Source organism: Streptococcus infantis, from assembly GCF_019929665.1.
In the GTDB taxonomy this organism is placed as follows: domain Bacteria; phylum Bacillota; class Bacilli; order Lactobacillales; family Streptococcaceae; genus Streptococcus; species Streptococcus infantis_H.
In genome coordinates this window covers 289841-310388 of record NZ_JAHZPZ010000002.1, presented here as the reverse complement: position 1 = coordinate 310388, position 20548 = coordinate 289841, and the positions used below count along the sequence as shown (strand labels likewise).

The 20548-nt window shown below is 40.5% G+C and carries 21 protein-coding genes; 11 read left to right on the top strand and 10 right to left on the bottom strand.

Annotated elements, in window-relative coordinates; genetic code table 11:
* Window positions 1–2: 2 nt before the first annotated feature.
* The 8 genes from fabG to K1I61_RS04810 all read left to right on the top strand — a co-directional run bounded on the left by fabG (window position 3) and on the right by K1I61_RS04810 (window position 6817).
* A complete protein-coding gene (gene fabG, locus K1I61_RS04845) occupies window positions 3–737 on the top strand; it encodes a 3-oxoacyl-[acyl-carrier-protein] reductase (protein WP_036756905.1) in 735 nt (244 codons plus the stop codon).
* Between the two features lie 22 nt (window positions 738–759).
* Window positions 760–1995 carry a beta-ketoacyl-ACP synthase II gene (gene fabF / locus K1I61_RS04840; RefSeq protein WP_223333643.1) on the top strand — a complete coding sequence of 412 codons (1236 nt, stop codon included), beginning with the start codon at window positions 760–762 and terminating at the stop codon, window positions 1993–1995.
* A gap of 2 nt (window positions 1996–1997) precedes the next feature.
* Entirely contained in the window at window positions 1998–2477 is a 480-nt protein-coding gene (gene accB, locus K1I61_RS04835; RefSeq protein WP_223333641.1) for an acetyl-CoA carboxylase biotin carboxyl carrier protein, read from the top strand.
* The gene (gene fabZ / locus K1I61_RS04830) at window positions 2474–2896 is read left to right on the top strand and encodes a 3-hydroxyacyl-ACP dehydratase FabZ (protein ID WP_000565515.1); all 423 of its coding nucleotides are present in this window, start codon (window positions 2474–2476) and stop codon (window positions 2894–2896) included. The genes accB and fabZ overlap by 4 nt, the downstream gene beginning before the upstream one ends.
* Before the next feature lie 11 nt (window positions 2897–2907).
* A complete protein-coding gene (accC, locus tag K1I61_RS04825) occupies window positions 2908–4275 on the top strand; it encodes an acetyl-CoA carboxylase biotin carboxylase subunit (RefSeq protein ID WP_000488670.1) in 1368 nt (455 codons plus the stop codon).
* A gap of 32 nt (window positions 4276–4307) precedes the next feature.
* A complete protein-coding gene (accD, locus tag K1I61_RS04820) occupies window positions 4308–5171 on the top strand; it encodes an acetyl-CoA carboxylase, carboxyltransferase subunit beta (RefSeq protein ID WP_004251892.1) in 864 nt (287 codons plus the stop codon).
* Window positions 5171–5938 carry an acetyl-CoA carboxylase carboxyl transferase subunit alpha gene (locus K1I61_RS04815; RefSeq protein ID WP_004251895.1) on the top strand — a complete coding sequence of 256 codons (768 nt, stop codon included), beginning with the start codon at window positions 5171–5173 and terminating at the stop codon, window positions 5936–5938. The genes accD and K1I61_RS04815 overlap by 1 nt, the downstream gene beginning before the upstream one ends.
* A gap of 153 nt (window positions 5939–6091) precedes the next feature.
* Complete coding sequence (locus K1I61_RS04810) at window positions 6092–6817, top strand: CPBP family intramembrane glutamic endopeptidase (protein ID WP_223333639.1); 726 nt, start codon at window positions 6092–6094, stop codon at window positions 6815–6817.
* 51 nt (window positions 6818–6868) lie between these two features.
* Here the strand turns inward: K1I61_RS04810 and nusB are convergent, their stop codons facing one another.
* From nusB to gatC, 8 genes are all read right to left on the bottom strand, one after another.
* Window positions 6869–7291: a transcription antitermination factor NusB gene (gene nusB / locus K1I61_RS04805; protein ID WP_075566409.1), complete on the bottom strand. Its 423-nt coding sequence runs from the start codon at window positions 7289–7291 to the stop codon at window positions 6869–6871.
* Window positions 7284–7673 (bottom strand): Asp23/Gls24 family envelope stress response protein, encoded by a 390-nt coding sequence (locus tag K1I61_RS04800; RefSeq protein WP_223333637.1) that lies wholly within the window; start codon window positions 7671–7673, stop codon window positions 7284–7286. The genes nusB and K1I61_RS04800 overlap by 8 nt, the downstream gene beginning before the upstream one ends.
* Window positions 7674–7694: 21 nt before the next feature.
* Window positions 7695–8255: an elongation factor P gene (efp, locus tag K1I61_RS04795; RefSeq protein ID WP_004251910.1), complete on the bottom strand. Its 561-nt coding sequence runs from the start codon at window positions 8253–8255 to the stop codon at window positions 7695–7697.
* An 80-nt stretch (window positions 8256–8335) separates the two neighbouring features.
* Window positions 8336–9649, bottom strand: coding sequence for an SPFH domain-containing protein (locus K1I61_RS04790; protein WP_223333635.1), 1314 nt, complete (start codon window positions 9647–9649; stop codon window positions 8336–8338).
* 9 nt (window positions 9650–9658) lie between these two features.
* On the bottom strand, window positions 9659–10645 hold the full coding sequence (locus tag K1I61_RS04785) for a zinc-ribbon domain-containing transport protein (protein ID WP_223333633.1): 987 nt from the start codon (window positions 10643–10645) through the stop codon (window positions 9659–9661).
* Between the two features lie 72 nt (window positions 10646–10717).
* Window positions 10718–12166 carry an Asp-tRNA(Asn)/Glu-tRNA(Gln) amidotransferase subunit GatB gene (gene gatB / locus K1I61_RS04780; RefSeq protein ID WP_036756922.1) on the bottom strand — a complete coding sequence of 483 codons (1449 nt, stop codon included), beginning with the start codon at window positions 12164–12166 and terminating at the stop codon, window positions 10718–10720.
* A complete protein-coding gene (gene gatA, locus K1I61_RS04775) occupies window positions 12166–13632 on the bottom strand; it encodes an Asp-tRNA(Asn)/Glu-tRNA(Gln) amidotransferase subunit GatA (RefSeq protein WP_223333631.1) in 1467 nt (488 codons plus the stop codon). The genes gatB and gatA overlap by 1 nt, the downstream gene beginning before the upstream one ends.
* Window positions 13632–13934, bottom strand: coding sequence for an Asp-tRNA(Asn)/Glu-tRNA(Gln) amidotransferase subunit GatC (gene gatC / locus K1I61_RS04770; protein WP_036756926.1), 303 nt, complete (start codon window positions 13932–13934; stop codon window positions 13632–13634). Before gatC ends, gatA begins: the two co-directional genes overlap by 1 nt.
* A gap of 212 nt (window positions 13935–14146) precedes the next feature.
* Between gatC and K1I61_RS04765 the strand changes: the two genes are divergently transcribed.
* The 3 genes from K1I61_RS04765 to K1I61_RS04755 all read left to right on the top strand — a co-directional run bounded on the left by K1I61_RS04765 (window position 14147) and on the right by K1I61_RS04755 (window position 17302).
* On the top strand, window positions 14147–14821 hold the full coding sequence (locus tag K1I61_RS04765; RefSeq protein ID WP_223333629.1) for a YwaF family protein: 675 nt from the start codon (window positions 14147–14149) through the stop codon (window positions 14819–14821).
* A gap of 34 nt (window positions 14822–14855) precedes the next feature.
* Complete coding sequence (locus K1I61_RS04760; protein WP_223333626.1) at window positions 14856–15548, top strand: YwaF family protein; 693 nt, start codon at window positions 14856–14858, stop codon at window positions 15546–15548.
* A 209-nt stretch (window positions 15549–15757) separates the two neighbouring features.
* Entirely contained in the window at window positions 15758–17302 is a 1545-nt protein-coding gene (locus K1I61_RS04755) for a peptide chain release factor 3 (protein ID WP_223333624.1), read from the top strand.
* Window positions 17303–17545: 243 nt separating this feature from the next.
* On the opposite strand, the gene K1I61_RS04750 is transcribed toward K1I61_RS04755, so the two are convergent.
* Together K1I61_RS04750 and K1I61_RS04745 are read right to left on the bottom strand one after the other, a co-directional pair.
* On the bottom strand, window positions 17546–18250 hold the full coding sequence (locus K1I61_RS04750; protein WP_036756939.1) for a CPBP family intramembrane glutamic endopeptidase: 705 nt from the start codon (window positions 18248–18250) through the stop codon (window positions 17546–17548).
* A gap of 855 nt (window positions 18251–19105) precedes the next feature.
* Window positions 19106–20545: a TrkH family potassium uptake protein gene (locus tag K1I61_RS04745; RefSeq protein WP_223333622.1), complete on the bottom strand. Its 1440-nt coding sequence runs from the start codon at window positions 20543–20545 to the stop codon at window positions 19106–19108.
* Window positions 20546–20548: the final 3 nt, after the last annotated feature.

Below are 20548 nucleotides of genomic sequence, written 5' to 3'. Positions count from 1 at the left end.
AAATGAAACTAGAACAGAAAAATGTCTTTATTACAGGCTCAAGTCGAGGAATTGGTCTTGCCATTGCTCATAAATTTGCCAGCTTGGGAGCCAACGTTGTCTTGAATAGTCGTGGTGAGATCTCCGAGGAGCTTCTAGACGAGTTTAAACCATACGGGGTGAAGGTCCTTGCTATTTCTGGTGATGTTTCTGATTTTACGGATGCAAAACGAATGGTGGATCAAGCCATTGAAGAGCTAGGTTCAGTTGACGTCCTAGTGAATAACGCCGGGATTACTCAAGACACTCTCATGCTGAAGATGACAGAAGAAGATTTTGAGAAGGTCTTGAAAGTCAATCTAACGGGAGCCTTCAACATGACGCAAGCAGTCTTGAAGCAGATGATAAAAGCTCGTGAAGGGGCCATTATCAATATGTCCAGTGTCGTTGGTTTGATGGGAAATATCGGTCAAGCGAACTACGCTGCATCTAAGGCTGGTCTAATTGGATTTACCAAATCAGTAGCACGTGAGGTAGCCAATCGTAATGTGCGTGTCAATGCCATTGCACCAGGAATGATTGAATCAGATATGACTGCAGTCCTATCTGATAAGGTAAAAGATGCCATGTTGGCACAAATTCCGATGAAACAATTTGGTCAAGCTGAGCAAGTGGCAGAGGTCACAGCCTTTCTTGCAAGCCAAGATTATCTAACGGGACAAGTCATTGCAATTGATGGTGGACTTACCATGCAATAAGAGTTAAAATAGAGGTATGAAAATGAAACTAAATCGTGTAGTAGTAACAGGTTATGGATTAACATCTCCAATTGGGAATACGCCAGAAGAATTTTGGAACAGTTTAAAGAATGGAAAGATTGGGATTGGTGAAATCACCAAGTTTGATCACAGTGCTTTTGACGTCCATAATGCAGCAGAGATTAATGATTTTCCTTTTGAAAAATATTTTGTAAAAAAAGATACCAATCGTTTCGATGATTATTCTTTATATGCCTTGTATGCAGCTCAAGAAGCAGTGAACAATGCAAATCTTGACGTAGAAGCGCTTGATAAAGACCGCTTTGGTGTCATCGTTGCATCAGGTATCGGTGGAATCAGAGAAATCGAAGACCAAGTGCTTCGACTTCACGAAAAAGGACCAAAACGTGTTAAACCATTAACACTTCCAAAAGCCTTGCCAAATATGGCTGCAGGAAATGTAGCTATGCGCTTTGGTGCCAATGGTATCTGTAAATCTATCAACACAGCTTGCGCTTCATCAAATGATGCTATCGGAGACGCCTTCCGTTCTATCAAATTTGGTTTCCAAGATATCATGTTAGTTGGTGGATCAGAATCTTCAATTACTCCATTTGCTATCGCTGGTTTCCAAGCCTTAACAGCTCTTTCAACAACAGAGGATCCAACTCGTGCTTCTATTCCATTTGATAAAGACCGTAATGGATTTGTCATGGGTGAAGGATCAGGTATGTTGGTTCTTGAGAGCTTAGAACATGCTGAAAAACGTGGAGCAACTATCCTAGCGGAAGTTGTTGGTTACGGGAACACTTGTGATGCCTACCATATGACTTCACCACATCCAGAAGGCCAAGGGGCTATTAAAGCTATCAAACTTGCCTTGGACGAAGCTGAAATCACACCAGACCAAGTAGCTTATGTCAATGCTCACGGTACATCAACTCCTGCTAATGAAAAGGGAGAAAGTGGTGCTATCGTAGCGGTTCTTGGTAAGGAAGTACCTGTATCTTCAACCAAGTCATTTACAGGCCACTTGCTCGGTGCAGCAGGTGCAGTTGAGGCTATTGCAACAATTGAAGCAATCCGTAACAACTATGTTCCAATGACAGCTGGGACAACAGAAGTGTCAGACTACATTGAAGCAAACGTTATTTATGGACAAGGCTTGGAACATGAAATTCCTTATGCTATCTCAAATACTTTTGGATTTGGTGGACATAACGCAGTTCTTGCTTTCAAACGTTGGGAGAATAAGTAAAAATGAATTTAAATGAAATCAAAGACTTGATGGCACAATTTGACCAGTCGAGCTTGAAAGAATTTTCTTATAAAAATGGAACGGACGAGTTGGTCTTCAGTAAGAATGAAGCGAAACTTGTGGCAGAAACAAGTCCAGCACATCAACCTGTAGTTCCAGCAGCTGTACCGACAGTTGCACCACAAGCTCCAACTACACCAGCTGTAGAAGCAGTTTCAGAATCAAGTGCTAATGAATCTGTAGCTGAGGGGGATCTTGTAGAAAGTCCACTTGTCGGTGTTGCTTACTTGGCTGCCGGACCAGACAAACCTAATTTTGTTTCAGTCGGTGATACTGTTAAAAAAGGCCAAACCTTGGTCATCATTGAAGCTATGAAAGTTATGAATGAAATTCCAGCACCTAAAGACGGTGTTGTAACAGAAATTCTTGTTGAAAATGAAGAAATGGTTGAGTTTGGGAAAGGCTTGGTACGTATCAAATGATTGATATTCAAGGAATTAAAGAAGCTTTGCCACACCGTTATCCCATGCTTTTAGTAGATCGTGTCTTAGAAGTTAGTGAAGATACAATTGTTGCCATTAAAAATGTGACGATTAACGAACCTTTCTTCAATGGTCATTTTCCTCAATACCCGGTTATGCCTGGAGTCCTCATTATGGAAGCCTTGGCTCAGACAGCAGGTGTTTTGGAATTGTCTAAACCTGAAAACAAAGGGAAACTTGTCTTCTATGCTGGTATGGATAAGGTTAAGTTTAAGAAACAAGTTGTTCCTGGTGATCAGCTTGTCATGACAGCAACTTTTGTCAAACGTCGTGGCACAATCGCCGTAGTAGAAGCGAAGGCAGAAGTAGATGGTAAGCTTGCAGCAAGTGGTACTTTGACCTTTGCTATTGGAAACTAGGGAGGTTTTCCATGTTTCGTAAGATTTTAATTGCCAATCGTGGTGAAATTGCTGTTCGTATTATTCGTGCGGCACGAGAGTTAGGAATCGCAACAGTCGCTGTCTATTCGACTGCTGACAAGGAAGCTCTCCACACGCTTTTGGCTGATGAGGCTATCTGTATCGGCCCTGGGAAGGCTACAGAATCTTATCTGAACATCAATGCCATCCTATCAGCTGCGGTCTTGACTGAAGCTGAAGCTATTCACCCTGGATTTGGTTTTTTAAGTGAAAATTCCAAATTTGCAACTATGTGTGAAGAAGTCGGTATCAAATTTATTGGGCCATCAGCTCGAGTAATGGATGTCATGGGAGATAAAATTAACGCCCGTGCTCAAATGATTAAGGCAAACGTGCCTGTCATTCCAGGATCAGATGGAGAAGTCCATACTGCAGAAGAAGCGCTTGCTGTTGCCGAAAAAATTGGTTATCCAGTTATGCTGAAAGCTTCAGCTGGAGGTGGTGGTAAAGGGATTCGTAAGGTTGAAAAGGCAGAAGACCTTGTATCAGCCTTTGAAACAGCCTCTAGTGAAGCCAAAGCTAACTTTGGTAATGGAGCTATGTACCTAGAGCGCGTGATTTATCCTGCTCGTCATATTGAAGTACAGATTCTTGCTGACCAGATGGGACATGTGATTCACCTAGGTGAGCGTGACTGTTCGCTTCAGCGGAATAACCAAAAGGTTTTAGAAGAAAGTCCTTCGATTGCCATTGGGAAAACACTGCGTAATGAAATTGGTGCTGCAGCAGTCCGTGCAGCGGAGTCTGTTGGTTATGAAAATGCGGGTACGATTGAATTCCTACTAGATGAAGCAACTGGGAAATTCTACTTTATGGAGATGAATACTCGTGTCCAAGTAGAACATCCAGTAACCGAATTTGTTTCTGGTGTGGATATTGTCAAGGAACAAATCCGTATTGCGTCAGGTCAACCTTTGACTCTGAAACAAGAAGACATTGTTCTAAAAGGACATGCTATTGAGTGCCGTATCAACGCAGAAAACCCAGCCTTTAATTTTGCACCGAGCCCAGGTAAGATTACTAATCTTTATCTACCAAGCGGTGGTGTTGGCTTGCGTGTTGACTCTGCAGTTTATCCAGGGTATACCATTCCACCATACTATGATAGTATGATTGCTAAAATTATTGTTCATGGTGAAAATCGTTTTGATGCACTCATGAAAATGCAAAGAGCTCTTTATGAACTCGAAATTGAAGGGGTCGTCACCAATGCTGATTTTCAACTCGATTTGATTTCCGATCGTCGTGTGATAGCAGGGGACTACGATACTTCATTCTTGATGGAAACTTTCTTACCACACTATCAAGAAAAAGAATAATATAAAAAGTATGAGACTGAAAAGGGGGATGTATGGCTCTATTTAGTAAAAAAGATAAATATATACGAATTAATCCCAATCGTTCACTTAGAGAAAAGCCCCAAGCCAAGCCTGAGGTTCCAGACGAACTCTTCTCAAAATGTCCTGGTTGTAAACATACCATTTACCAGAAGGATTTGGGGAGTGACCGTATTTGTCCTCACTGTGGCTATACCTTCCGTATTTCAGCTCAAGAGCGTCTTGCTTTAACCATTGACATGGGAAGCTTTCTAGAGATGTTTACAGGAATTGAGACACAAGATCCATTGGAATTTCCAGGCTACCAGAAAAAATTAGCCTCTATGCGTGAAAAGACAGGTCTTGATGAGGCTGTTGTTACAGGAACTGCTTTGATTAAGGGCGAAAAAGTTGCTCTCGGAATCATGGATTCTAACTTTATCATGGCGTCTATGGGAACAGTAGTTGGTGAAAAAATCACTCGTTTGTTTGAATACGCGACAGCTGAAAAATTACCAGTCGTCTTGTTTACAGCATCTGGTGGAGCACGTATGCAAGAAGGAATCATGAGTTTGATGCAGATGGCTAAAATCTCTGCAGCAGTCAAACGTCATTCCAATGCAGGTCTCTTTTACCTGACAATCCTTACTGATCCAACAACTGGTGGTGTTACAGCTTCCTTTGCTATGGAAGGAGATATTATCTTGGCAGAGCCTCAAAGTTTGGTAGGATTTGCTGGACGTCGTGTCATTGAAAATACCGTAAGGGAAGATTTGCCAGAGGATTTCCAGAAGGCAGAGTTTTTGTTAGAACATGGATTTGTGGATGCGATTGTTAAACGGAGAGAATTGCCAGATATGATTGCTCGATTAGTAAGGTTACATAAGGGGGATTGTTGATGAATATTGCAAAAATCGTCAGAGAAGCACGTGAACAAACCCGCTTAACTGCCTTGGACTTCGCAACAGGAATATTTGATGACTTTGTAGAGCTACATGGTGATCGCTCTTTCCGAGATGATGGTGCTGTTATTGGTGGTATCGGTTGGTTGGGAGACCAAGCAGTAACTGTTGTTGGAATTCAAAAAGGTAAAAGCTTACAGGATAATCTTAACCGTAACTTTGGACAACCTCATCCTGAAGGTTATCGAAAAGCCCTTCGCTTGATGAAGCAGGCTGAAAAATTTGGCCGTCCTGTTGTAACTTTTATCAACACGGCTGGTGCCTATCCTGGTGTCGGAGCAGAAGAGCGTGGGCAAGGTGAAGCTATTGCCCGTAACCTCATGGAGATGAGCGATCTTAAGGTGCCAATTATTGCCATTATTATCGGTGAAGGTGGCTCAGGAGGGGCTTTAGCTCTTGCAGTAGCTGACCGTGTTTGGATGTTAGAAAACTCGATCTATGCAGTTCTCAGTCCTGAAGGCTTTGCGTCTATTCTATGGAAGGATGGCAGTCGTGCTATGGAAGCTGCTGAGTTGATGAAAATTACTTCATTCGAATTGCTAGATATGAAAATTGTTGATAAGGTTATCTCTGAGGTAGGTCTATCAAGTAAAGATCTGATCAAGCAAGTCAAAGAACAACTCCGAGCAGAACTTGATGAACTTGGTAAACTGCCACTAGAGCAGCTCATTGAGGAACGTTACCAACGCTTTAGAAAATATTAAAAAGAAAGCTAGAACTAAGAAATGGTTCTAGCTTTTTGGATTCTATAAAATACACTTCAGGATGAAAAATTGACTCTTGTAAAAATATCTGTTAATATAACAAGGGATGCGTGTGCTATAAAAATAAGTCAACAACGATTTTTAGGAGTGAGTATGAAAAAACTAGGGCATTTGGGAATATATACATTACTGGTATTCCTATCAATTTATCTACTAGATTTCAGTAGTCTTTATCTGGCTAAGATGTTTGTCTGGGGTATGGATGGCTATTCTATTATTGTAGCAGTAGAGCAACTAGCTCTTTTAGGACTATTTATCTATTGGTTAAAAAAGAAAAGAATGCTCTATATTTTTGAAAAAAAGGGCTCGAAAAAATCCACATTCTTTTACCTTGTAGTTAGTCTAGTGGCTACTTATTTTGTCCGTCAGTTGTTAAGTGCTTTTTACTTACAGTTTAGTCGCTTCATTAATAACAACTATATCTTTGAAGACCTTCTTTCGGTCCTATCCTTCAGTGAGCAATCTACTATTTTAACGACTTGCTTCTCTTTTATCTCAGTTGTCATTTTGGGTCCTATATTGGAGGAGATTGTTCATAGAGGCTATTTTATGAATACCTTTTTCCCTAAGTCCAAATACTACTTGGATGTCATCTTATCAGCTCTTATATTTGGGCTCAGTCATTTGGTATTGTCCCATCGCGACCCCATCAGTTTGATGATTTATTGTTTTTTCGGTCTTTTCTTTGCTTTAGTCTACCGTTGGACAAAGAATCTAAAAATCACAATCCTGTGCCATATTTTTATTAACTTGCTCATTCATGCAGATTTCATCTGGTTGTTGCTTTCTAATTTAATCTATGATCGTTTTTTTAGATAGAGTGAAGCAAAGAAAAAGTGTTTGACATTCGTCAAACACTTTTTCTTGTATTTAATTTTTTTCTGTTACAAATTGACTAAGGAGTCCGTTGATAAAACGGGCAGATTTTTGATCTGAAAAGCTCTTAGCAAGCTCAATAGCCTCATTAACAGCTACGAGTTGAGGAGTATCAAAGGAAGTGATTTCAAAAACTCCTAAACGTAGAATACTTTTTTCAACCAAGGTTAAACGATCAATTGTCCAACCTGTTTTCAAATGCTGAGTAATTTGTTTATCTAAATCCTCTTTTTGAGCTTGAACACCCGATACTAGATCTGTAAGAAAGCTAGGGAGTTTTACCTCTTCGTCTTCACGATCATGAGTGTAGGCAAAGCGACAAGCTGTCTCTAAATCAGAACCAAATTCAAGACTCATAAGTGCTTGGAAAGCACATTTACGTAGTTCGCGTCTAGATTCTAATAATGGACTAGTCATTGAGGAAGTCCTCATCAAACAAATCTTTTAATTCTGGTTTTGGAGTTTTATCAGGCACAATACCAGCAACGTGAATGTTGACAGCAGAGATTTCGACATCTGCCATATTACGAACTGCATCCTTAACGGCTTTTTGGATAGCCATTGCTACCTTAGGTACCTTAACACCATACTCAAGGTATAGATAGATATCAGCTGTCAATTCTTCGTCAGATTCTTTTAGATATACACCGCGACCGAGTGAAAGTTTTGAAAGGGTGTCAGATACTGATTTGTTTGAAAAAGAGTGGACACCATCAACTTTGGCTGTAGCGATTGCAATGATTTTTTCAAGTACACGTGGGGCGATAACGATTTCGCCTAATTGTTCTTCAATTCCCATAGAATGACCTCTTTCTAGAGATTAGGCACGAGAAACGTAAGTTCCTTCTGCAGTGTTGATAACGAGTTTTTGTCCTGCTTCGATGAAGTCTGGAACGTTAACGACAAGTCCAGTTTCCATTGTAGCTGGTTTACCAGAACCGGTAACAGTTGCACCTTTAATAGATGGTTGAGTTTCAGCAACTGTCAATTCAACAGTTGTAGGTACTGTTACACCGATTACTTCAGTTCCGTAAAATTGAATTTTAACTTCAGAATTTTCAAGGATGTAAAGCAATTCGTTTTCAACATTTACAACAGGAATTTCGTATTGGTCGTAAGTTTCAGTGTTCATGAAATAAGCTGTATCATCCATTTTGTACAAGTATTGTGCTGGCACAGTTTCGATAATCGCTTGTTCAAATTTTTCCTCTGGGCGGTAGCTAGTTTCAAATGTTGAACCAGTACGGACATCACGCAATTTCATACGCATGATAGTGTTTCCTTTACCTGGTTTGTGGTGGCTAGCTTCCAAAACGCGGATTAATTTTCCGTCAGCTGTTTCAAAGGTCATACCAGCCTTTAATTTACTTGCTTCAATCATGTTTTTACCTCTTTAATAAAATAATTTACTCTTTATTGTATCATAAGTCGTAAGATTTCTCAAATATCAGGAAAGTGAGATTAGTTGACAGGAACGATGTTTCCTTCTTCGTCTTTGGTTACCAATACGTACTTGCCATCGACTTCGATGTAGAAGTTTTTATTAGCGGTTTGTTTAGAGTTGGTAGTTTGTTCAGGACTAGTAGATTCTTCTGCAGAAGTTGTGACTTCTTGAGTAGTAGTTTCTACTGAGTTAGCGGTTTGTTCAGGGCTAACAGTCTCTACTGGGCTAGCAGCTTGCTCAGGACTTGCAGTTTGGACCGGAGTAAAAGCTTGGTTTGGATCAGCGGGTTGTACTGGGGGAACGGTTTGATTTGGGCTAACAGGTTGAGCTTGTTGGGTGAGTTGGCCACCGAGAGTTTGACCGAGATTCATACCCATAAACATGTTCATACCATTGCCATTACCTTCGTTGTTAGCTGCAGCAATAAGAGCTTCGTTACGAGCACGACGTTCTTCAATTTCGATGGTATTGTATTTCATAGCAACGAGTTCGCTATCAAGTTTACGAACAAGTTCCAAGCTTTCTTGGTCGTAGCTCAAATCCTCAAGCAAGATATTGGTTGCTTCGATACCATAAAGTCCTGTCCAAACCTTGTTAACTTCTTGTTTAGCGATTTCATTAAAAGTATCTTGATTAGCATTTAGGCTATAGATATCAACTCCGTTTTCATTGGTATACTTAGCGATAGCAATTGCGATTTTTGGAGAGATATTTTGTCGAAGCGTTCCTTGAGCGATATCTTGGATTGTAAATGGTTTGTGATCTTCAATTTGTTGACTGATAGAGCTAACATAGAAAAGTACTGGGTCAGCAACCTTAATATCAAACAAACCATAGAAACGGATATTGAGCAATTGTTGGTAACGTTCACTGAAATACTCTACAGCGTTTTGGGTACCAAATTTATTACCTGCGATTGGTTGCATACGGATAAAGATGATTTCTTGTCGAGTAATAACTTGTCCACCAAAAGAGAAGCGGTTTTTGAAGTTTTCCCAAGTACCCTTGATTCCACCTTTTTCAAGGAGCCAAGCGTTATCACCTGCACGCCATTCATGGCTTCCAGCTTCTAGGACATCCCCTAGGAAGGTACCATTATTAACAAGAACAGCAACATATCCTTGAGGGACAATAATCACCGAACCATCTGTTAAAAGGCCTGTATTTTGATTGCTTTGTCTTGAACTACCGTCAGGATCTTTTGTAAGAAGTTGCCCCTTGATGGCCATAACATCTGAAGAAACGTGGTCTGGAAGCACAACGGCTTCCTTGAATTTGCTATCATTAAAACTATTTAGCCCAGCTGAAAGGGCGGCACGAATAAATCCCATAATTTCCTCCTAATTATATAGTTCGTCTTCATCCACAACATCGTAGGTATCGAGTACCCATTGGTTAGGACTACGGGTGATATCAGATCCGCAATAGTCACATTTGCTGATAGCTGATATTTTCAGTGGAGCGCCACAGTTTGGACAGCGGTCGCTAACGGCTTCATCTTGGACAGAGCTTTCAGTTTGACTGCCATGTTTGCGGATGAAGTTCATTTGATAAACTGTAAATAGATCTTGTTGAGGGTCTCCCTCAATAACCTTACGAGTCTTATCTTCGATGACATAGTCTCGTAAGGTAGATGATAAGATAACGACTAAAGTATCATTTCCATCTGGATTACTATTAAAATCTTTAATTCGAACATTTTCAACGTAAACGCGTTCCAAAACATTCGTTGTTTGAGATTGGATATAGTCTTCCAGTTGAGCACTGTGTTGAGTATAGAGACTAACACTTTCAAGAGAACGCACCAAGTTCCAATCCTTTTTAGTCCAAGCAGCCTGCAGCTGGATATAAACTTCTTTAGCCCATGAAGTGAAAGCAGAGGCATCAAAGTTTGGATCATAGTATCTAAGACGATCAATAGCTTGGCTATTATTTTCAACTCGACGATGGATAGTTGGTTGTGGTTGGTAGCTAGTCGAACTTCCATAAGATTTACCAGATGATGAATTCTGGTCACTCAAATATTTGATGAGCATGAAGAGTAAGAAACCTCCGACACCAAACATAATCAGAATGTTCATGCCAGTGCTTAAAGAATCCCCCAAATTCGAGTAACTACCGCCAGAACGATAGCTGCTTCTAGAAGAAGAACTACCACTTGAACGACTTCGGCTAGAGCTACTACTGCGAGAACTGCTACTGCTTCGTGAGCTACTGCGGCTAGAGCTACCACTTCGAGAATGTCCAACACCTGCATCGATGGATTGTAGGGGTGTCACAAATAGAAGAAGCAAGCAAGTAGCGATAAGAGTATATAACTTTTTCATATGTCTCCTAACTATGTGAGTACAAAGCGCAAAGCATCAAGCTAGAATTTTTATTAGCTTGTGACAGTTATATTATAATGAATCTTCTTTCAACTTAGCCAATTCTTGGGCAAGTAGTTTGAGGGCTACTTGTGGGTTGGCTTGGCCTTTGGTTGCTTTCATGAGGAATCCTGTGAAAGCTTTGTCAGCGTTACGTTTTCCTGATTTAAAGTCGGCAACAGCAGCTTCGTTATCGGCAAAGACTTGATGGATGATTGGAATCAAAATATCTGGATCTGAAATTTGAACTAAACCGGCTTTTTCAACGTATTCACGAGCACCTCCACCATTTTTAGCAAGGTGGACAAAGACTTTCTTAGCGATTTTAGATGAAATCGTGCCGTCTTCAATGATAGCGATCATTTCGACCAAGTTTTCTGGAGTCAATTCGATTTGTTCAAGTGTCTTGCCTTCAGCGTTCAAGAACTGAGCGACTTCACCTTGGAGCCAGTTAGAGACTTGCTTAGCATCGCCACCAAGGGAAACTGCTTTCTCAAAGAAGTCAGAAGTGACTTTATTGGCAGTCAACTGGCTAGCATCGTAGTCTGATAATCCGAGTTGAGAGACATAGCGGGCACGGCGTTCTTTTGGAAACTCTGGTAACTCCGTACGCATTTCTTCGATCCACTCGTCTGATATTTCAAAGAGTGGTAGATCAGGTTCCGGGAAGTAGCGATAGTCTGCAGCGCCTTCCTTAACACGCATGAGGATAGTAGCTTTATTAGCTTCATCGTAACGGCGTGTTTCTTGGCGGATTTGACCACCTGAGCGAAGGATTTCAGCCTGGCGTTGGACTTCGTATTCAAGCCCCTTACGAACGTTTGAGAAGGAGTTAAGGTTTTTTAACTCAGTCTTGGTACCGAATTTCTCTTGACCATATGGACGAAGCGAGATGTTGGCATCCACACGCATCGAACCTTCCTCCATCTTAACGTCAGAAATGCCAGCGTATTGGATCACTTCCTTGAGGGCTGTTAGATAAGCATAAGCTTCTTCTGGTGAACGCATATCTGCTTCAGATACAATCTCAATCAAAGGTACCCCTTGGCGGTTGAGGTCAACATAAGAGTAACCATCTGTACCATGCGTGTTTTTACCGGCATCTTCTTCCAAGTGAGCACGTTCAATACCGATTTTCTTAGTCGTACCATCTTCAAGTTCCACTTCAATCCAACCGTTATAACCGATTGGCTCATCAAATTGAGAAATTTGGTAGGCTTTAGGATTATCAGGGTAGAAGTAGTTCTTGCGGTCAAAGTGCATCTTCTTGTGGATGTCCATGTTAAGAGCGAGTGCAGCCTTGATACCAGCATCGACAACACCTTTATTGAGAACTGGTAGTACGCCTGGGAACGACCAGTCAATCACGTTAGTGTTGGCATTTTGGTCATTCCCAAAGTGGGCAGAAGTAGGTGAGAAGATTTTTGAATTGGTGTTAAGCTCTACGTGGACTTCAAGTCCAATGACTGTTTCAAAGTTCATTAGTTATCACCTCCAAAAATCACGGGTTGTTGTTTGTGGTAGTCTGTTGTTGCTTCAAAGGCAGCAGCAGCTTGGTAAATAGTCTCTTCTGAATACTTAGGACCAATCAATTGGAGTCCTACTGGTAGACCTTGAACAAATCCAGCAGGAAGCGAAATCCCAGGAAGACCAGCTAAGTTGACAGGAATTGTCAAGAGGTCAGCCAAGTACATAGCAACTGGGTCATGGTTGAGCGAATCCAAGTTGTAGGCAATGCTAGGAGCAGTTGGTCCCAAAATCAAGTCGTAATCCGCAAAGACTTTTTCGAAATCTTGGATGATAAGGGTGCGAACTTGTCCAGCCTTCTTGTAGTAGGCATCATAGTAACCTGATGAAAGGCTGAAAGTACCTAGCATGATACGACGTTTAACTTCTTCACCGAAACCTTGACTGCGGCTGTTTACATAGATTTCATCAAGATTTGTCGCATCCTCTGCGCGGTAGCCGTAACGAATACCATCAAAACGTTGCAAGTTTGATGAAGCTTCTGAAGAAGCGATGATGTAGTAAACCGCAACTCCGTATTTAGAGTGAGGAAGGCTAACTTCTTCAACGATAGCACCAAGTTTTTCAAAGTGTTTAGCGGCTTTGAGGATGGTCTCCTTAACTTCTGGGTCAATCCCTTCACCAAGATATTCTTTAGGCAAAGCAATTTTCATGCCCTTGATGTCTTGGCCGATTTTTGAAGTAAAGTCAGCAATGCGGACTGGAGCAGAAGTAGAGTCTTTGACATCTTCGCTAGCAATAGCATTGAGCAAGAGAGCATTTTCCTTAACAGTTGGTGCAAAAGGACCAATTTGGTCTAATGAGCTACCAAAGGCAATGAGACCGAAACGTGAAACTGTTCCGTAGGTTGGTTTGAGACCAACAATCCCGTTAAAGGCAGCAGGTTGGCGGATAGAACCACCAGTATCGGAACCAAGTGATAAACGGACTTGTCCAGAAGCTACAGCTGCAGCTGAACCACTTGATGATCCACCAGGAACCTTGGTCTGGTCCCAAGCATTTTTAGTAGCACCGTAGTAAGAAGTCTCACCTGATCCCCCCATGGCAAACTCGTCCATGTTGGTTTTCCCAACAACGATCATGCCCTTAGCTTTTGCATTGGCAACAGCTGTCGCATCAAAGATGGGCTCGTAGTTATAGAGCATTTTTGAAGCTGCTGTTGTTAAGAGACCATCTGTAGAAATGTTATCCTTAACTGCGAGCGGAATTCCTGAAAGGACATTGTCAGCATCAATACCAGTTTCATCAATAGCTTTAGCCTGAGCAAGAGCTTGGTCCTCAGCGATTGTAACAAAAGAATTGAGGGCTTCCTCACGAGATTTGATATCTTCAAGCGTTGCTTGAGTTAGTTCAGTTGCTGAAATTTCCTTAGAAACAAGGAGATTATGCAACTCTTCAATGGTTTTATTATTAAAAGTCATTAGGCATCTCCTCCATCATCTAGGATAGCTGGCACCTTGATATAGTAGTTATCTTTTTCAGGTACATTTTTAAATAAGCGATCACGATCTGTTCCTTTTTCGGCCACATCAGGTCGGAGAACAGTTTTACGGTCAGCCATCGTTGTAGTAGGTGCAACACCAGTAGTGTCGACTTCACTGAGCAATTCGACCATATCAACAATTTTTGAGAGTGTTGTCGCAAACTCTGCAGTTTCTTCTTCTGAGAATTTTAATTTTGAAAGATTGGCAACGTGAGTTACCTCTTCTTGCGTAATTTTCATCGGATATCCTTTCGTGAAATGATGATTCTTTATCTGTTCTATTTTACCATATTTTCCCCTAAATAAGACAAGTCAAGCTAAAAAGAAATAGAAATTGCCAAACCCTTTTTAATTCGATATAATGGTTGAAATTAGAAGAAAGAATAACAGTCGTTTCTAGTTGGAAAAAAGGATGTAGCATTGACTCAACTAGAACACGTTAAGGATGACATATGACGCTTTGGGAGTTGCTTTTTACCAGTAAAAAGACAGTTCCTCCTCATTTGGGAGCCTGGTACTTTTTATTACCTACTTCTTTGGTAATTATAGCTGTTTTATCGATTCGTTTCGCATCATCTAAAGGTTACAGAAACTTTTGGTATTGGGGACAATTGATTCAGTTGCTTATTATCAACGCTTGGTATATTGCTGCACGTCTGCCCCTATCTGAGGCTCTCCCTTTTTACCATAGTCGCATGGCTATGTGGATGATTCTTTTTGCCCCTAATAAGACCTTTTTCAAGCAATATTTTGCCCTGGTTGGAGTTTTTGGTTCTATTATGGCCTTGGTTTATCCAGTCTTTTATCCTTTTCCTTTCCCTCATGTTTCGTCTGTGAACAATGTTTTCGGACATTGGGCCCTCTTGGCTAACTGCTTGATTTATCTTGTTAGATATTATAAAGTTGAAAAAGGGGATACTTGGAAAATATGCCAGATGACTCTTGGAGTTAATGCCATTATCTTGATAGCCAACCTCTTGACAGGAGGAAATTATGGCTTTATGAGCAAGCTACCTGTGATTGGGGATCATGGTAGTTTGCTTAACTATTTGATAGTGACCAGTTTGATGACAGGTATTCTCATCCTTATCAATCAACTCGCTGAATATAAACATAAGAATAGTTAATATACAACTGAATTCGTTACCTTAAGGAGACTTTATGCATCATTTTATTACAAGAACCCAAACGACGCCACCGCCTATTTCGATTTTTTGGTATGGAGTTATGATAGGCCTTCTCGCCTTGTCTATTTATGCTTCTCTTACTTACTACAAAAACCCCAAATTTGTTCGATTGTTTAAGTGGATTCAAATAGCGCAACTGCTAGCTCTTTATACTTGGTATATAGGTTTTAGCATTCCATTTTCGAACAGCCTGCCTCTTTACCATTGCCGTTTGGCCATGTTCGCGGTTGTTTTCTTACCTGACAAATGGAAGACCAAGCAGTATTTTGCCCTTTTGGGAGCAAGTGGAGCAGTATTTGCCTTGGGCTACCCTGTTTTTGACCCCTATGACTTTCCGCATATTACCAGCTTTTCTTTCCTGATTGGCCATTATGCCCTCTTGGTCAATTCCCTGGTCTATCTCATGAATCACTACGATAAGACCTTGCTGAAAAAGTATCGAATTATCGCCTACACTTTTATTCTCAACCTTTTCCTAGTTGGGGTCAATCAAGTGACAGGTGGAAATTACGGGCTTTTGAATACGACGCCGTTTATTCCAAATGCCCCTATATGGATAAAGTATCTTCTGGTTTCAATCATTCTATCTGCAGCCCTAGTACTTTTTGATATCTTGTTTAAAAAACGTTGGCAAAAGAAAATTGCTCTAGAAAAAATTAAATTTTGAAGAGATTGTAACTAGAGATACAAAATAAATATTGAACAAAAGAATCTGAAGAGCAGGTCTAGTATCTTGACCTGCTTTTTCTTGTGTAAGCAATTGAAAAACTCTCTAAAATCCGATATAATGGAGTGTTGAAAGGAATGTTAGGGTCCGATGTAATAAAGAGTGATTATAAATTGAAATCATTAAAAAAGTAGAAAGAAAGAGAACTTATGAGTATTCAAGAAGAAATTAAGAAACGCCGTACCTTTGCCATCATCTCTCACCCGGACGCGGGGAAAACAACCATCACTGAGCAATTGCTCTATTTTGGGGGAGAGATTCGTGAGGCAGGTACTGTAAAAGGGAAGAAAACAGGAAACTTTGCTAAGTCAGACTGGATGGATATCGAGAAACAACGTGGGATTTCGGTAACCTCATCTGTCATGCAGTTTGACTACGATGGGAAACGGGTAAACATCCTAGACACTCCAGGGCACGAGGACTTCTCAGAGGATACCTATCGTACCTTGATGGCGGTGGATGCTGCGGTCATGGTAGTGGACTCTGCCAAAGGTATCGAGACCCAAACCAAGAAATTGTTTGAGGTTGTCAAACACCGCGGGATTCCAGTCTTTACCTTTATGAATAAGTTGGACCGTGACGGTCGTGAACCACTAGATCTCTTGCAAGAATTGGAAGAAGTCTTGGGTATTGCAAGTTATCCAATGAACTGGCCAATAGGGATGGGGAAAGCCTTTGAGGGGCTCTATGACCTCTATAACCAACGTTTGGAACTCTATAAAGGGGATGAACGTTTTGCCAGCCTAGAAGATGGCGATAAACTCTTTGCTAGCAATCCATTCTACGAACAAGTGAAAGACGATATTGAGCTTTTGAATGAAGCAGGAAATGAATTCTCAGAGGAAGCCATTCTTGCAGGTGATTTGACACCAGTCTTCTTTGGCTCGGCCTTGACTAATTTTGGGGTGCAGACCTTCCTTGAAACCTTCCTCAAGTTTGCTCCAGAACCTCATGGACACAAGAAAACAGACGGTGAACTTGTCGAACCTTATGATAAGGACTTCTCAGGATTTGTCTTTAAAATTCAAGCCAACATGGACCCTCGTCACCGTGACCGTATCGCATTTGTTCGTATTGTATCGGGTGAATTTGAGCGCGGTATGAGTGCCAATTTGCCTCGTACTGGTAAGGGAGCTAAATTATCTAACGTCACTCAGTTTATGGCTGAAAGTCGTGAAAATGTAACCAATGCCGTAGCTGGAGATATTATCGGGGTTTATGATACAGGTACCTACCAGGTTGGAGATACGTTAACTGTTGGGAAAAACAAGTTTGAGTTTGAGCCCCTGCCAACCTTTACTCCAGAGATTTTCATGAAGGTTTCTCCTAAGAACGTTATGAAACAAAAATCCTTCCACAAGGGAATGGAACAGTTGGTGCAAGAAGGAGCCATCCAGCTTTATAAGAATTACCAAACAGGTGAGTATATGCTAGGTGCTGTTGGACAACTCCAGTTCGAAGTCTTTAAACACCGTATGGAAGGCGAGTATAACGCTGAAGTTGTCATGACTCCAATGGGTAAAAAGACAGTTCGTTGGATTAAACCAGAAGATTTAGATGAACGTATGTCTTCAAGTCGAAACATCTTGGCCAAGGACCGCTTTGACCAACCTGTCTTCCTTTTCGAAAATGACTTTGCCCTCCGCTGGTTTGCGGACAAGTATCCAGATGTGGAGTTGGAAGAGAAGATGTGATTCAGTAAGTCTACTTGATTGCAAAGCAATCTAAGTAGACTACGGCAAGTCCTATAAGACTTGCCTAACTGCCTCACTAACTCATCGGCGAAAAATAATCGTTTTCGCCTCTTCGTGTCGTAATAGTTAGAAAGTAGTCTAGCTACCTGCCTCATTAACTTAGTTTGGAATCACTCAAAGAATAAACAAAAAGACTAGGAAACTATTGAATTCCTAGTCTTTTTTTAGTAGTGGAACCTTCATTTATTGAATGGCATCTATACCAACAACCTTGATAAGGAATGTAAGGAGGATAAGCAATAGAATGCTGACTCCATTATTCACTAGGTGCAGTAAGATAGACATCTCTAGTCGTTTGGTGCGATAGGCAGTCCAAGTTAGGACTGCAGACATCCAGCCATAGATCAAGAAAGAAGGAAGATTATTTGGTATATGGGCTATAGTGAAGAGAAACCAACCGAAAATATATCCAATTTTCTCGTATCCTTCGAAGAGTTTAGTAGGGATGATACCTCGACAGATAACTTCCTCACAAATAGGTGCCACTATTGCAACCACGAAAATGCTGGAAATTAGAGAGCTTTCTGACATGATGCTATTGATAGCCTCTTGATTCGAAGTAGTTGTTTGCTTCAGAAGTTGTAACCAAATCGCACCAATCAGATTTCCTGTGACAATGGCTACATAACTAAGAGCAATTCGAGGGGCGTCATTAATAGTAAAGAGTTTCGATTTTAGATTTAATAACTTACTTTTGTGAGCACCATATAAAAAGAGTGTAACAATAGCGGTAGAGACAAGCCCCACTATTAGAGATGACCAGATAGATCCAAGTTGCGTTTTTTGAAGTAACATTAAAGTCACGATAGGAACTTGCGATAGGGCCATTGCCACAATAAAGATTCCTAGCCAAATCAATCGTTTACGATAATCTTTAAAAAAATTCATTCATATATCTCCTAAAAAATTTATTTCATTATAGCATACTTTGGATAGGAATTCTATTAACTACCAGAACATAAGTGTCGATAATACAAGTAAGATGTTTCGAATTAAATGACTATAAAATGATAAATCTTGTCTTAAGGTTTTAGGAAATAAAAAGTTTAGAAAGCTGACTCCCAAAAGGATATAAAAACTGACAGAAAGTATGGTTAAAGGATTGTGCAGAAAAAATAAACTAAGAAAGATAAGGGTTGTTAGCCTGCCTGTCTTTTTATGAGTTGGTAATTTTCTCCATTTGTTTAACGGCAGAAAGGTAGCAATATCAAGTCCGAAAAGGAAAAAGAAAGAGATGAGTAACAAGTCAACGATTTCTTTTTGTAGTAGAGTGTCAGTGCTTATGCTTTCAAATAAAATAAAACAGACTCCAGCAACGTTAATGATAACCATGCTGCTATACAATAAAAAGAAGGATCGACTACGATTGTGTAGCTGACTATTCACATGATCATGTCCTGAAAGATAGTGGATAAATGTACAGATACCTGCTAATAACATTAAGAGGAGTAAAAAGTAAAAGCAGGATTGTTTGAGTGTTAAAGCAATACCAGGCCAAACTAAGCAACTACAGCAGCCTAAGTAGACCAAGGAAATCAATAAAAGAAGTTGGATTGATTTGTTCATTTTTTCCATATAAAACCCCTACGTTTTTTAAAAATTATAACTAAAATGATTCATGAAAAATCATCTTTTTCCCAAGTGTTATTTTTTGACTCTCAACTGTCTTTTTTAAAAATACTGTTCACATAAAAAGCACATCCCTCAATTTTTTGAAGGATGTGCTTTTTGATAATAACATTGCTAACGCTTAGACCAGGTTCGCTTCATAAAGAGTAATATGATTGGATAAATTTCAAGACGTCCTGCAATCATTGCAAAGGATAGGAGGAGTTTTGAAAATGGACTAAAAATTGAGAAACTTGCAGTTGTTCCGAGAATTGGGCCGATATTGTTAAAGCAACTTAAAACGGCACTCGTAACAATCATTAAATTGTCAGCATCTAAACTGATAATGAATATTAAGCTGAGTAGAATCATGACGTAAACTACAAAGTACTTGAGAATCTTGTGCTGGGTATCCTTATCAATTACCGTTTGGTTAACATGGAGAGTTAAAACACGGTGAGGGGATATGGTAGACAAAAATTGATTTTTAGCAATTTTAGCTAGAATAACTCCACGCATCACTTTGAGACCACCAGCAGTAGAGCCAGCAGAACCACCAATCGCCATCAACATCAGTAGGATATACTGAGAAAATAAAGGCCAATTGGTTATGTTTCCGTAACCGAAACCAGTTGTAGTGATGATATTAGAAACATGGAAGAAGGCCATCTCAAAACTTTGTGAAACGCCACTATAAAGGTGGAGTGTATTGAGAGTAATTAAGCCGGTAGAAACGACGACAATCAAGAGATAAGCACGAAGCTCCTCATCGAAAAAGAATTCCTTGACTCGACGAAGCATGAGATAGTAGTAGAGGTTGAAGTTGACACCAAACATCAAGACCCCAACACTCGTCAGATAGGTAATGAGAGAACTATTATAGTGGGCGATTCCATCATTGTAAACAGTGAAACCACCAGTCCCAGCAGTTCCCATAGCGATGACAAAACTATCGTAGAGTGGCATACCAGCCAGATAATAAATCACTACAAAGAGGGCGAACATTGCCAGATATAGGATGTAGAGGATTTGTGCTGTATTTTTTAGCTTAGACACCACCTTACCAAATACTGGTCCAGGAACCTCGGCCTTCATAACCTCTAAGTGACTGTTTTTAGCATTGTCCATAATAGCTAGGGCAAAAACTAGCACCCCCATACCTCCGATGAGGTGGGTAAAGCTCCGCCAAAATAGAAGCGAACGGCTTAAGACAGAAACATCATTTAAGATAGTTGCTCCCGTAGTAGTGAAGCCGGAACTAGTTTCGAAGAAGGCATCTATAAAATTGGGGATTTGGCCTGAAAAGACAAAGGGAAGGGAGCCAAAGAAAGACCAGAGGATCCAACATAGGGCAACAATTAAGACTCCTTCTTTAGCATAGATACGTTGTTTTTTAGGCTTACTGATGATTCCGAGAAGACCTAGGACAACAAGAATCCCGATGGTAGAGAAAAGAGCTGTAAAAACTTGATTAGATTCTCGATAGTAAAGAGCAATACCAACCGGAACTAAAAGTAGCCCAGCTTCAATCAAGAGTAGCTTTGCAAGAAGAAAGCGTACCATACTTCTATTCATAGC

Excerpts from the sequence above, each read along its gene's own strand:
- fabG (WP_036756905.1), top strand. The coding sequence starts at position 3 with ATGAAACTAGAACAGAAAAATGTCTTTATTACAGGCTCAAGTCGAGGA.
- fabF (WP_223333643.1), top strand. The coding sequence starts at position 760 with ATGAAACTAAATCGTGTAGTAGTAACAGGTTATGGATTAACATCTCCA.
- accB (WP_223333641.1), top strand. The coding sequence starts at position 1,998 with ATGAATTTAAATGAAATCAAAGACTTGATGGCACAATTTGACCAGTCG.
- fabZ (WP_000565515.1), top strand. The coding sequence starts at position 2,474 with ATGATTGATATTCAAGGAATTAAAGAAGCTTTGCCACACCGTTATCCC.
- accC (WP_000488670.1), top strand. The coding sequence starts at position 2,908 with ATGTTTCGTAAGATTTTAATTGCCAATCGTGGTGAAATTGCTGTTCGT.
- accD (WP_004251892.1), top strand. The coding sequence starts at position 4,308 with ATGGCTCTATTTAGTAAAAAAGATAAATATATACGAATTAATCCCAAT.
- K1I61_RS04815 (WP_004251895.1), top strand. The coding sequence starts at position 5,171 with ATGAATATTGCAAAAATCGTCAGAGAAGCACGTGAACAAACCCGCTTA.
- K1I61_RS04810 (WP_223333639.1), top strand. The coding sequence starts at position 6,092 with ATGAAAAAACTAGGGCATTTGGGAATATATACATTACTGGTATTCCTA.
- nusB (WP_075566409.1), bottom strand. The coding sequence starts at position 7,291 with ATGACTAGTCCATTATTAGAATCTAGACGCGAACTACGTAAATGTGCT.
- K1I61_RS04800 (WP_223333637.1), bottom strand. The coding sequence starts at position 7,673 with ATGGGAATTGAAGAACAATTAGGCGAAATCGTTATCGCCCCACGTGTA.
- efp (WP_004251910.1), bottom strand. The coding sequence starts at position 8,255 with ATGATTGAAGCAAGTAAATTAAAGGCTGGTATGACCTTTGAAACAGCT.
- K1I61_RS04790 (WP_223333635.1), bottom strand. The coding sequence starts at position 9,649 with ATGGGATTTATTCGTGCCGCCCTTTCAGCTGGGCTAAATAGTTTTAAT.
- K1I61_RS04785 (WP_223333633.1), bottom strand. The coding sequence starts at position 10,645 with ATGAAAAAGTTATATACTCTTATCGCTACTTGCTTGCTTCTTCTATTT.
- gatB (WP_036756922.1), bottom strand. The coding sequence starts at position 12,166 with ATGAACTTTGAAACAGTCATTGGACTTGAAGTCCACGTAGAGCTTAAC.
- gatA (WP_223333631.1), bottom strand. The coding sequence starts at position 13,632 with ATGACTTTTAATAATAAAACCATTGAAGAGTTGCATAATCTCCTTGTT.
- gatC (WP_036756926.1), bottom strand. The coding sequence starts at position 13,934 with ATGAAAATTACGCAAGAAGAGGTAACTCACGTTGCCAATCTTTCAAAA.
- K1I61_RS04765 (WP_223333629.1), top strand. The coding sequence starts at position 14,147 with ATGACGCTTTGGGAGTTGCTTTTTACCAGTAAAAAGACAGTTCCTCCT.
- K1I61_RS04760 (WP_223333626.1), top strand. The coding sequence starts at position 14,856 with ATGCATCATTTTATTACAAGAACCCAAACGACGCCACCGCCTATTTCG.
- K1I61_RS04755 (WP_223333624.1), top strand. The coding sequence starts at position 15,758 with ATGAGTATTCAAGAAGAAATTAAGAAACGCCGTACCTTTGCCATCATC.
- K1I61_RS04750 (WP_036756939.1), bottom strand. The coding sequence starts at position 18,250 with ATGAATTTTTTTAAAGATTATCGTAAACGATTGATTTGGCTAGGAATC.
- K1I61_RS04745 (WP_223333622.1), bottom strand. The coding sequence starts at position 20,545 with ATGAATAGAAGTATGGTACGCTTTCTTCTTGCAAAGCTACTCTTGATT.